This is a genomic window from Vannielia litorea (assembly GCF_900142295.1).
In the GTDB taxonomy this organism is placed as follows: domain Bacteria; phylum Pseudomonadota; class Alphaproteobacteria; order Rhodobacterales; family Rhodobacteraceae; genus Vannielia; species Vannielia litorea.
Genome location: NZ_FSRL01000002.1, coordinates 439309 through 450201, shown reverse-complemented (window position 1 = coordinate 450201; position 10893 = coordinate 439309). Strand labels below are relative to the sequence as shown.

Sequence of the window (10893 nt, the reverse complement as noted above, 5' to 3'; positions counted from 1 at the left end):
ATCGCCGCGGTCAGCGTCGTCTTCCCGTGGTCAACGTGCCCGATCGTCCCGATGTTCACGTGCGGTTTGTTGCGTTCGAACTTTTCCTTAGCCATCGTCCTTGGCGCCTCTGTTTCGGGGGGCCGACCGTGGCCCCGGGATTTGCATGGGCGGGTGCCTACGCGGGCAAGGGAGAAAAATCAAGCGCCCTTTGGCCTCAAGGGCTTCACGCGCGGCGCAGCGGGCGGAACCGCTACTGGGCCGGGGTGATGACGCTGCCGATATCGGGCGAAACGCCGGGCCGGCTGGCGGCCCCCGGCGGGGCGGCGGCGGGCGGGTCCAGCGGCGCGGTCTCGATCAGCACCTCTCCGATCTCCGTCGGTGCGGCAACAGCGGCGGCGGCGCGCGGCGCGAACCAGGCCGGGTTCTCCCGCATCCAGGCCTCGATCAGCCGCGCCGCATTGGCCGAGAGCTGCGCCATCTGCTGTTCGCGGGTCCGGGTCAGGCCCGAGCCCACGACCGTTTCGCCCGAGAGCCGCTCGAACACGGTAAACACCCGTGGCTCGGCATTGATCTTGCCGCCCGCCGCATCATCCCAGACAGAGACCTGAAGCCGCAGCACGGACTTGGGCGAGAGCACCACCGGCACGCCCGGCACGGCGAGCGCATAGGCGTCGACCTTCACCGCAAGGTGATAGAGCTGGTCGCCTTCAAACCGGCCAAACCGCTGCATCAGCGCTTGCTCCAGCGCGGCCTGCCACTCCTCGGCAGCGGCCTCGCGCGACGGCGGAATCTTCGAGGCCCCCTCGGCAACCACCACGGCATGCCCCAGGCTGAAGGCCCCGATCGGCACCACCGGTTCCTCGAGATCGGCCACCGGGGAGCACCCGGCCAGCAGCGCGATCAGCGCGAGCGCCCGCCTCACTTGCAGATCGCCTTCAGCGCATCCCACTCCGCATCCGTCAGCACCGGCTCGAAGGCGCCGTCGGTCTGGGTATCGGCCTCGCGCGCGGCAATCGCCCGCCCGGCCAAGTTGGGGTGACTGGCAAGGTATTCCATCGCGCCATCGACATCGCCGTAGCGGTCGCGGAGCTTTTCGAAGAAGCGCGCCATATCGGCGCTGGGGAGCTCCGCCCTGCCGAGCAGCTCATGGGCAAAGGCATCGGCCCCGGCCTCGGCATCGCGGGTGTAGCTGGCCTGCATGATCTGCTCCGACACCAGCACCACCACCGCACCGCCTGCGAAATCGCCCAGCACCATGGCGATGATCCCGGCCGTGCCTGCGGTGCGCAGGGTCAGCCGCAGCGGGTCGCGGTTGGCGACATGGCCGATCTCATGGGCCAGCACGCCTGCGACCTCCTCGGGCGTGTCCGCCTTGTCGAGCAGGCCCGACACGATCACCACATGCCCGCCGGGCGCGGCAAAGGCGTTGACCATCGGGTTGCGGATCACCTTCACCTTCAGCGGATAGGCAAGGTCCAAGTGCTGCGTGAACCGCTCCGTCATCCTGGCCAGCGCCGCATCGCCTGCGGCGGTGGAGCAGAAGCCCGATCCGTTGTGGCTGCCCAGCATCCGCTCGACCTGGCCCAGCACGGTGAGGCCGATCGCCTCCTCCTGCTCGGGGTCGATCAGGGCGGCCAGCCGGTCCGACAGGGTGGGCAGGATCACGAAGAGCAACAGCAGCAGCGCCGCCACGGCGCCCCCGCTCCAGACCAGCACCTTGCGCCAGGTGCCCCTGGCCACCTCCACCCTGCGCAGGTTGGGCGCCACCGCCTCCAGCGCGGCGGCATCCTGCGCCGAGGCAATGTTGAGCCGGGCCTCGTCATGGCCCTCGCGGAAGAACACGATGCCATCCCCGAAGCCCGGATCTCGGATCATCCGAAGGTCTTCGAGCGGCCACTCCGCCAGCAGCCGCCCGCTTTCCTCGTCGATGATCTGGAGCCGCCCCTTCAGCTGTTCGGCCACCCCGCGCACCACCCGCGCCCCCGCGCTCTGCCCGTCGAAGTAGCGGGCCGCGACGGCGAAGGCCGGGAGGGGCGGGGTCGGATCGGCCACGGGGCACAGGCTCCTTGTTGCTGCGGCGCGGCCTAGAAGGCCGCCCCGACGTCGAGCGCATCGGCAAAGCCTTCCGCGTCGACCACTTCATCCCCGACCCGCTGGCGGATCATGTCGAGCTTCGACGCCCCGATCACGGTGGTCTCCTCCACGTAGTGCCGCAGGATCGGCTGGGTGATGAAGACCATCGTGAGCGCGCCGGCAAAGACGATGGCAAAGATATAGGCAAAGGCGACCAGGGCAATGAAGACCACCCCCTGCGGGCTGCCGAAGAGATCGTTCGGATTGCCGCCACCCAGGGCCTGCGCGAAGCCCGCGATCAAAAAGCCTAGCGGGATCAGCGCAATCGCCGTCAGCAGCGACACCGCGATGCTGCCCACGATATAGGTGCCGATGATCGTGCCGGTGCGCGGCAGCGAGCGAAAGCGGATGCCGTCGCCCAGCTCCTTGTGCGCCGCGAGGATGCGCCAGGCGTGAACCTGGTAGTAGATGACGCCGATCAGGAGCCAGATGTAGCCCACGAAGAGCAGCACGAAGCCCAGCAGGGCGAGGTTCTCGTCCATCGCCATCAGGACCACGGCGCCGATGAAGATGGCGATGGCGATGATCATGTGCAGCATCGCGCGGTAGAGGCTCGTCCACTTCCCGCCCTGGGTGAACTTCGCATCCCCGTACCAGGTGCGGTCCCAAGTGTATTTCTCCAGCTTGAAGGTCGCCAGCGGCGAGAGCAGGCCCAGGGTGACGATGCCGAGCAGGGTGAAGAGACACCCCCGCCAGGTGTACCCCCAGGCGCCCTTCTCGGCGCCGAAGCGCACGCCGCGCCAGCGGGTGCGGCTGAGCAGGTAGCGCCGAGCGCGGTACTGCGCGAAGTAGATCAGCGGGATCAGCGCAAAGAGGTTGGCATAGATCACCACGATCTGCCGCAAGATCACCTCCGGGTCGTTCGGGTCGCCCCCGAGGATGAAGGAAAAGCCGAGGAACAGCAGGATCACGTTGAGAATGCCGAGGTAGGCCGCCAGGATCACCACCGCGACCAGGAAGCCCAGAAACTTCTCCAGCCCGGTGCCGGTGTACTCGAACGGGTTGCCGCCGGGCGCCGTGGCGCTCCACAGGTAGCGGCGGATGCGCGCCTTGGCCCAGAACCGGTAGATCCCCAGCGTCAGCAGCGTGAGCATCCCGGTGCCGAGCGCAAGCCAGAACAGTCGGCCACCCTCTCCCCGATATGCGCCGTTCAGCACATCGTCCTCTACAAGCGGTGCCTCAGTGTAAGCCATTCCTGTTCCCTCGTTTTAATGCCCGGCCCTCTTAGCGGGACGGATCGGGCGAAATCATGACGTTCAATCGGTAAATCTGTTGTCTCTCGGAAAGCCCCGTGGTGCCATGCGGCCCGAAGAGGCGCGCTTGCCGATCCATTCGGCCAGGTCGGTTTCGGTGCGGGTCCGGCCTGCCGGGTCCTTCCAGCTCAGGCCGTCTTCCAGGGCAAAGGTCACCGCGTCCGAAAGCCCGCCGTCCTTGAACTTCTGCAACCGCACGCCCTTTCCGCGCGCCATCTCCGGCAGCTCGTCGAGCGCGAAGACCAGCACCTTGCGGTTGTCGCCCACCGCGGCCACGTGATCGCCGCTCACCGGGCGGCAGACACGGGCCACCACGCCATCCTTCACGTTCAGCGATTGCTTGCCGGCGCGGGTCTGCGCCACCACCTCGTCGGAGTTGACGATGAAGCCGTCGCCCGCCGACGAGGCCAGCAGCAGCTTCTGACCCGGCACATGGGAGAAGATCGTCACGATCTCCGCCTCGTTCGGCAGGTCCACCATCAGCCGCACCGGCTCGCCCATGCCGCGCCCGCCGGGTAGCTGCGACCCGGGGAGGGTATAAAACCGCCCGTTCGCCCCCAGCAGCAGCAGCTTGTCGGTGGTCTCGGCATGAAAGGCAAAGCGCGGCCCGTCGCCGTCCTTGAACTTCAGCTCCTGGCTCAGGTCGATATGACCCTTCATCGCCCGGATCCAGCCCATCTGCGAGCAGACGACCGTGATCGGCTCGCGCTCGATCATCGCCTCCATCGGCACGTCTTCCACGTCGGCGGCATCGGCAAAGGTCGTGCGCCGCTTTCCCCCCTCCGACTTCGCGCCGAAGTCGTCGCGCACCTTGCGCAGCTCGTCGCCGATCCGGCCCCACTGCAGGCCCTCGTCGTCGAGCAGATCCTGCAGCTCGGCGCGCTCCTTCATCAGCGCGTCCTGCTCGCTCTTCAGCTCCATCTCCTCGAGCCGCCGCAAGCTGCGCAGCCGCATGTTGAGGATCGCCTCGGTCTGCACCTCGGTCAGCCCGTCCTGCGGCTCCTCCGGCGTGCCGGGGCCGATCGGGCTCACGTAGTCGCGCTCGTCGGTGGCGCGGCGGTGCTTGACCGACCAGTCCTCCGCCATCAGCGCCCGCTTCGGCTCGTCGTCGTAGCGGATGATGTCGATCACGCGGTCGAGGTTGAGGAAGGCGATCATCAGGCCTTCCAGCACTTCCAGCCGGGCGTCGATCTTGTCGAGCCGGTGCTGCGAGCGGCGCTGAAGCACGTCCCGCCTGTGGTCGAGGAAGGCCCGCAGCAGCTCCTTCAGCGAGCAGACCTTGGGCGTGCGCCCGTCGATCAGCACGTTCATGTTGGCGCTGAACCGCACCTCCAGGTCGGTGTTGCGGAAGAGCATCCCCATCAGGATCTCCGGGTCCACGTTCTTGGAGCGCGGCTCCAGCACCAGCCGGATGTCCTCGGCGCTCTCGTCGCGCACATCGGCGAGGATCGGCAGCTTCTTCAGCTGGATCAGCTCGGCGATCTTCTCGATCAGCTTCGACTTCTGCACCTGGTAGGGGATCTCGGTGACAACCACCTGCCACGTCCCGCGCCCGAGATCCTCCACCTGCCAGCGGCTCCTCAGCCGAATCGCGCCACGGCCCGTGCGATAGGTCTCGGCAATGCTCTCCGGCGGCTCCACGATCACGCCCCCGGTCGGAAAGTCCGGGCCCTTCACGTAGTTCAGCAGCGTGTCGTCGCGGGCATCCGGCGTCTTCAGCAGGTGCAGACAGGCCCCGATCAGCTCGTCGATGTTATGCGGCGGAATGTTGGTGGCCATACCCACCGCAATCCCGCTCGACCCGTTGGCCAGCAGGTTCGGAAAGGCGGCGGGCAGAACCTCGGGCTCCTGCAACCGGCCGTCGTAGTTGTCGCGGAAGTTGACGGTGTTCTCGTCCAGCCCTTCCATCAAGGCCTCGGCGGCGGCGGTCATCCGCGCCTCGGTGTAGCGCTCGGCCGCCGGCATGTCGCCGTCGATATTGCCGAAGTTGCCCTGCCCGTCGACCAGCGGGTAGCGCACCGCGAAATCCTGCGCGAGCCGCGCCATCGCGTCGTAGATCGCCTGGTTCCCGTGGGGGTGAAAATCCCCCATCGTGTCGCCGCTGATCTTGGCCGATTTCAAGAAGCCCCCGGTCGGCGACAGCCGCAGCCGCCGCATCGCGTAAAGGATTCGCCGGTGAACCGGCTTCAGCCCGTCGCGCGCATCGGGCAGCGCCCGGTGCATGATCGTCGAGAGCGCATAGGTGAGATACCGTTCGCCGATGGCCCGACGTAACGTTTCGGCCCGTTCTTTCGGCTCGATATTGGGGGTGTCTGCCTCGTTATCCATAGATGATGTGATACCGAAGCCACGACAGGCGGTAAAGCGAAAGCGATCTGCCGCAGAGCTGACTCAAGGGTACTCGAAGCGCTTTGAGTTCTGCTAAGAGCATGGCCGCATGGAACGCTTCACGCTATAGTGGAGTTGTTGTGACACGAATTGATTGACCTGCAAGGTTGAGCGGAGGGTGCGATGGGCGCGCGGGGCTTGTTGAAGATGGTCGTGGCACTCTTGGCCCTGATTTTCGGGTCGATGGTGCTGGTCGGGGAAGGCCCCGAGGTGGCAATGGGCTCCGACGACCCCGAAATCACCACCGATGAGCTGGCCGCGCTCGAAGCCCAGACCGAGTCCCTCGCCGAAACCGTGACCAAAGCCGAGGAAAACCCGGCCATCCTCGCCGCCACCGCCGCCGAGGCGCAGGCCGAGGCGCCGCAGGCAGAGCCCGTGCTCCAGGCCTCGCTCGGCACCGCGACCGATGCCGCCGTGCAGGCCGCCCTTGCCGAACTTCCCGCCGACGAAGGCGATGACGCCGGCCCCGCGCCCGTCGATGCGCTGGAGCTCACCACCGTGGGGGTCGTGCTCGGCCAGCGCGTCAACGTGCGCTCCGGCCCCTCCACCGCCGACGGCGTGATCGGCCAGGTCGTCGAAAACCAGGAGGTCGAGATCCTCGGCTACGAAGGCAACGGCTGGGCCCGGATCCTGCTCGACGGCGAAGAGGGCTTCATGTCAGGCGATTTCCTCCGCGAAGTGCCGCAGGGCTGATCTCGCCCCTTGCGCCCCGCCCGGCGGCGGGGCATCCCGGCGCCATGAGCCAGAAGTCCATCCTCATCACCGGGTGTTCCACCGGCATCGGCTACGACGCCGCCCACGGGCTGCGCGCCGCCGGCTGGCGCGTCTTCGCCACCTGCCGCCAGCAAAAGGATGTCGACCGGCTCCGCGCCGAAGGCTTCGAGAGCCACCTGCTCGACCATCAGGATACCACCAGCATGGAGGCCGCCGTGGCCGGGGTGCTCGCGGCCACCGGCGGCACGCTCGACGCGCTCTTCAACAATGGCGCCTACGGCCTCGTCGGCCCGCTGGAGGATGTGCCCACCGACGGGTTGCGCGACCTCTTCGAGAGCAACTTCTTCGGCTATCACACCCTCACCCGCCTCGTGCTGCCCGCCATGCGGGCCCAGGGCCACGGCCGCATCCTCAACTGCTCCTCCGTGCTCGGCTTCATGGCTATGCGCTGGCGCGGCCCCTATGTCGCCTCCAAGTTCGCACTCGAGGGCCTCTCCGACGTGCTGCGCCTCGAAATGTCGGACGCCGGCATCGACGTGGTGCTGATCGAGCCCGGCCCGATCCGCACCGAGTTCCGCCGCAACGCCATCGCCAAGTTCGAGCAATGGGTGGACTGGAAGGCCTCGCCCCGCCGCGCGCAATACGAGAGCGAACTGCTCGACCAGCTCTACAAGCGTCAAGGCAAGCCCGACCCCTTCGAGCTTGGCCCCGAGGCGGTGACCAAAGCGGTGCTGAAGGCCCTCACCGCCCGCCGCCCCCGCGCCCGCTACCGCATCACCACGCCCACCCACATCATGGCCATCGCCAAGCGCCTGCTGCCGACCCGCGTGCAGGACTGGGCGATTCGCAAGATCTGAAGCCCCCCTTCGCTTTTGCCGCCCGCAGGGCTACATGGGGCAAAACCGGAGAGACCGATGCTGCAAGATCCGCTTTTCATCCTCGTCGCCGTCGCCTGCCTCGTCGTGGTCGGCATCCTGCTGTTCGGCATCGGCGGTTTCGCCAAGGGCGGCGACTTCAACAAGAAACATGCCAACAGGGTGATGCGCTGGCGGATCGGTGCGCAGGCGGTGGCCATCGTGCTGATCCTGCTCTTCGTCTGGCTGCGCCGGGGAGGCTGACATGGTTGTCCTGAACAAGATCTACACCCGCACCGGCGACAAGGGCGATACCGCGCTCGGCACCGGCGCCCGCGTGGCCAAGCACGCGCCGCGCGTGGCGGCTTATGGCACCTCCGACGAGCTGAACTCGGTCGTGGGGATCGCCCGTCTGCACGCCGAAGGCGCGATGGATGCCCGCCTCGCCACCATCCAGAACGACCTCTTCGACCTCGGGGCCGATCTCTGCCGCCCCGGCCTCGCCGAGGACGACGCCGCCGAATACCCGCCGCTGCGCATGGTCGAGAGCCAGGTCACCCGGCTGGAGACGGAGATCGACATGATGAACAAGGGGCTCGAGCCGCTGCGCAGCTTCATCCTGCCCGGCGGCTCGCCGCTCGCGGCCCATCTCCACCTTGCCCGCACCACCTGCCGCCGCGCCGAGCGGCTGGCCACCGAGTTGGCCGAGGCCGAACCGGGCGATGTGAACACCATCGCCATCCGCTACCTGAACCGCCTCTCCGACTGGTTCTTCGTCGCCGCTCGCGTGGCCAATGGCGGCGAAGATGTGCTCTGGGTGCCCGGCGCGAGCCGCTAGAGGCCGGAATTGCGAGCGCTAACGTCGTAAAACGCGGCGTCGGCTCGGCGGATTGCGTCGATTTTGCCCTGTAAGCGCGGCGCTCAACCCGCTAACCATGCCCCATTCCGGGCGGTTCCGCCGCCCATGACGCGAGGAGAGACCCCCCATGAAGGTGCTTGTGCCTGTGAAACGGGTGATCGACTACAACGTGAAGGTCCGGGTCAAGTCGGACGGTTCCGGTGTCGATCTTGCCAACGTGAAAATGTCGATGAACCCCTTCGACGAGATCGCCGTCGAAGAGGCGATCCGCCTGAAGGAGGCCGGGACAGCCGAAGAGGTGGTGGCCGTCTCCATCGGCGTGAAACAGGCGCAGGAAACGCTCCGCACCGCGCTCGCCATGGGTGCCGACCGGGCGATTCTCGTGATCGCCGCCGACGATGTGCACCAGGACATCGAGCCGCTCGCCGTCGCCAAGATCCTCAAGGCGGTGATCGACGAGGAGCAGCCCGGCCTCGTGCTGGCCGGCAAGCAGGCCATCGACAACGACATGAACGCCACCGGCCAGATGCTCTCGGCCCTGCTGGGCTGGAGCCAGGCCACCTTCGCCTCCGAGGTGAAGATCGAGGGCGAGCATGCCGTGGTGACCCGCGAGGTCGACGGCGGCCTCCAGACCATCAAGGTGAAGATGCCTGCCATCGTCACCGTGGACCTGCGCCTGAACGAGCCGCGCTACGCCTCGCTGCCCAACATCATGAAGGCCAAGAAAAAGCCGCTCGACGAGAAGACCGCCGCCGACTACGGCGTCGACGTTTCGCCGCGGCTTGAAGTGGTGAAGACCTCCGAGCCCGAGACCCGCCAGGCCGGCGAGATCGTGCCCGATGTCGATACGCTGGTGGCCAAACTCAAAGAGAAGGGGGTCGTCTGATGGCCGTTCTGCTGCTTGCCGAAGTGACCGACGGGCAACTTTCCGTCGATGCCACCGCCAAGGCCGTCTCGGCGGCCAAATCGCTGGGTGACGTGACTGTGCTCTGCGCCGGGGCCTCCGCCTCCGCCGCGGGCGAGGAAGCCGCCAGGATCGAGGGCGTGGCCAAGGTGCTGGTCGCCGAGGATGCCTCCCTGGGCCACCGCCTCGCCGAGCCCACCGCCGCGCTGATCGTCAGCCTTGCCGGCGACTACAGCCACATCGTGGCCCCCGCCACGACCGACGCCAAGAACGTGATGCCCCGCGTCGCCGCCCTGCTCGACGTGATGGTGCTCTCCGATGTGAGCGCCGTGGTCGACGCCGACACCTTCGAGCGCCCGATCTACGCCGGCAACGCGATCCAGACGGTGAAGTCGAAAGACGCCACCAAGGTCATCACCTTCCGGACCTCCACCTTCGACGCCGCCGGCTCCGGCGGGTCGGCCAGCGTGGAGACCATCGGCGCCGTCGACAATCCCGGCCTGTCCGAGTGGGTCGAAGACAAGGTGGCCGCCTCCGACCGCCCCGAGCTGACCTCCGCCGGCATCGTCGTGTCGGGCGGCCGTGGCGTGGGCTCCGAAGAGGACTTCGCCCTGATCGAAAAGCTGGCCGACAAGCTTGGTGCCGCCGTCGGTGCCTCGCGCGCCGCGGTCGACTCGGGCTTCGCACCGAACGACTGGCAGGTGGGCCAGACCGGCAAGGTCGTCGCGCCCGAGCTCTACATCGCCGTGGGCATCTCCGGGGCCATCCAGCACCTCGCCGGCATGAAGGACTCCAAGGTCATCGTCGCGATCAACAAGGACGAGGAGGCCCCGATTTTCCAGGTTGCCGACTACGGCCTGGTGGCCGACCTCTTCACCGCCGTCCCGGAGCTGATCGAAAAGCTCTGACCGGCCCGGTCGAAACCAGAACCGAAAGGCCCGCCTCCCCCGGCGGGCCTTTTGCTATTTCATCAGCCGGGCGATCTCGGGCGCCAGCGCCTCGGCAATCTCCTGGTGCACCGCAGGTCCGGGCATCTCTTCGGCGGCAGGGGCCTCCATCTCGGTAAAGACCATCCCCGCAGTGCCCGCCCGCCAGGCCGCCGCGCTGGGCGTCACCTCCACGACCGCCGCGAGCTTCGGCCGCAGCTGCTCGACCATCTCGGGTTCCACGAAAAGCGGATCGTTGCCCAGGCAGTCATGAACCTCGTCCCGGCACCGCTCCCGCCGGTCGTGCACCCAGAGCAGCACCACCTTGCCGGGGATCTTGGCGAGCATCGTCTGCATCCGCGCCACCCAGGCCGATTTCAGCTCCTCCACCACCATCGCGTATTTCTCCGCGCTGACCCGGTGCAGCGTCGCGAGCATGTGGCGGGTGAAGTTGAACTCGGTGAAATCCACCTCCCGGAACACCGTCTTCATCAGGCTGGAGGCCCGCAAGAAGCGGTCGTTCCGGCGCGGGTGCACCGCGTAGAACCGGTTCGACATGTTCTGCGCCCCCATCACCTGCACAACCGTCACGGCGGCCCGCGCGGCGGCGTCGATCAGCGTCGGATCGTTCACGTAAAGATCCGCGCCCGCGTTCAGGCAGCCGAAGTTCACGCAGCGCGTGCCGGTCGCCGCCTCGACCAGCTCGGGAAAGGGCTCTTCCACGAACTTGCCATAGGTCTCGGTGCCGCCGAAGAAGGCCGCATAGCAACCCTCCAGCTTGCGCCGGGGCCCGCGGAACAGCAGCCGCGATTGGCCATACCGGCAATGCAGATAATCCAGGGCACTCTGACCCGCTGAATCAAAGGTCATTCCACCACCT

At 67.3% G+C, this 10893-nt stretch carries 12 protein-coding genes; 6 read left to right on the top strand and 6 right to left on the bottom strand.

Translation table 11 applies throughout. The annotated features are described in order from the left end of the window. The 5 genes from BUR94_RS20555 to BUR94_RS20220 form a co-directional block, all read right to left on the bottom strand. The coding region (locus tag BUR94_RS20555) for a GTP-binding protein (protein ID WP_034866829.1) at positions 1 to 95 on the bottom strand (95 nt) is incomplete at its 3' end. A 137-nt stretch (positions 96 to 232) separates the two neighbouring features. Further along, entirely contained in the window at positions 233 to 904 is a 672-nt protein-coding gene (locus BUR94_RS20235; RefSeq protein ID WP_074258232.1) for a hypothetical protein, read from the bottom strand. Beyond that, positions 901 to 2034, bottom strand: coding sequence for a M48 family metallopeptidase (locus BUR94_RS20230; protein WP_084193234.1), 1134 nt, complete (start codon positions 2032 to 2034; stop codon positions 901 to 903). Before BUR94_RS20230 ends, BUR94_RS20235 begins: the two co-directional genes overlap by 4 nt. Before the next feature lie 32 nt (positions 2035 to 2066). Then, positions 2067 to 3308 (bottom strand): DUF898 family protein, encoded by a 1242-nt coding sequence (locus BUR94_RS20225; protein ID WP_074258231.1) that lies wholly within the window; start codon positions 3306 to 3308, stop codon positions 2067 to 2069. A 63-nt stretch (positions 3309 to 3371) separates the two neighbouring features. Continuing rightward, positions 3372 to 5696, bottom strand: coding sequence for a DNA topoisomerase IV subunit A (locus tag BUR94_RS20220; protein WP_074258230.1), 2325 nt, complete (start codon positions 5694 to 5696; stop codon positions 3372 to 3374). A gap of 213 nt (positions 5697 to 5909) precedes the next feature. Between BUR94_RS20220 and BUR94_RS20215 the strand changes: the two genes are divergently transcribed. From BUR94_RS20215 to BUR94_RS20190, 6 genes are all read left to right on the top strand, one after another. Further along, positions 5910 to 6449: an SH3 domain-containing protein gene (locus BUR94_RS20215; RefSeq protein ID WP_175570510.1), complete on the top strand. Its 540-nt coding sequence runs from the start codon at positions 5910 to 5912 to the stop codon at positions 6447 to 6449. A 44-nt stretch (positions 6450 to 6493) separates the two neighbouring features. Continuing rightward, positions 6494 to 7327 (top strand): SDR family NAD(P)-dependent oxidoreductase, encoded by an 834-nt coding sequence (locus BUR94_RS20210; RefSeq protein WP_074258228.1) that lies wholly within the window; start codon positions 6494 to 6496, stop codon positions 7325 to 7327. Positions 7328 to 7384: 57 nt separating this feature from the next. Further along, positions 7385 to 7588: a twin transmembrane helix small protein gene (locus BUR94_RS20205; RefSeq protein ID WP_074258227.1), complete on the top strand. Its 204-nt coding sequence runs from the start codon at positions 7385 to 7387 to the stop codon at positions 7586 to 7588. Between the two features lies 1 nt (position 7589). Beyond that, positions 7590 to 8162 (top strand): cob(I)yrinic acid a,c-diamide adenosyltransferase, encoded by a 573-nt coding sequence (locus tag BUR94_RS20200; RefSeq protein WP_074258226.1) that lies wholly within the window; start codon positions 7590 to 7592, stop codon positions 8160 to 8162. Positions 8163 to 8310: 148 nt separating this feature from the next. Continuing rightward, complete coding sequence (locus BUR94_RS20195; RefSeq protein ID WP_074258225.1) at positions 8311 to 9069, top strand: electron transfer flavoprotein subunit beta/FixA family protein; 759 nt, start codon at positions 8311 to 8313, stop codon at positions 9067 to 9069. Then, positions 9069 to 9995 carry an electron transfer flavoprotein subunit alpha/FixB family protein gene (locus tag BUR94_RS20190; RefSeq protein ID WP_074258224.1) on the top strand — a complete coding sequence of 309 codons (927 nt, stop codon included), beginning with the start codon at positions 9069 to 9071 and terminating at the stop codon, positions 9993 to 9995. The genes BUR94_RS20195 and BUR94_RS20190 overlap by 1 nt, the downstream gene beginning before the upstream one ends. A 54-nt stretch (positions 9996 to 10049) precedes the next feature. On the opposite strand, the gene BUR94_RS20185 is transcribed toward BUR94_RS20190, so the two are convergent. Then, positions 10050 to 10883 carry a DUF6473 family protein gene (locus BUR94_RS20185; RefSeq protein ID WP_074258223.1) on the bottom strand — a complete coding sequence of 278 codons (834 nt, stop codon included), beginning with the start codon at positions 10881 to 10883 and terminating at the stop codon, positions 10050 to 10052. Positions 10884 to 10893: the final 10 nt, after the last annotated feature.

Excerpts from the sequence above, each read along its gene's own strand:
- BUR94_RS20220 (WP_074258230.1), bottom strand. The coding sequence starts at position 5,696 with ATGGATAACGAGGCAGACACCCCCAATATCGAGCCGAAAGAACGGGCC.
- BUR94_RS20225 (WP_074258231.1), bottom strand. The coding sequence starts at position 3,308 with ATGGCTTACACTGAGGCACCGCTTGTAGAGGACGATGTGCTGAACGGC.
- BUR94_RS20190 (WP_074258224.1), top strand. The coding sequence starts at position 9,069 with ATGGCCGTTCTGCTGCTTGCCGAAGTGACCGACGGGCAACTTTCCGTC.
- BUR94_RS20195 (WP_074258225.1), top strand. The coding sequence starts at position 8,311 with ATGAAGGTGCTTGTGCCTGTGAAACGGGTGATCGACTACAACGTGAAG.
- BUR94_RS20185 (WP_074258223.1), bottom strand. The coding sequence starts at position 10,883 with ATGACCTTTGATTCAGCGGGTCAGAGTGCCCTGGATTATCTGCATTGC.
- BUR94_RS20210 (WP_074258228.1), top strand. The coding sequence starts at position 6,494 with ATGAGCCAGAAGTCCATCCTCATCACCGGGTGTTCCACCGGCATCGGC.
- BUR94_RS20205 (WP_074258227.1), top strand. The coding sequence starts at position 7,385 with ATGCTGCAAGATCCGCTTTTCATCCTCGTCGCCGTCGCCTGCCTCGTC.
- BUR94_RS20200 (WP_074258226.1), top strand. The coding sequence starts at position 7,590 with ATGGTTGTCCTGAACAAGATCTACACCCGCACCGGCGACAAGGGCGAT.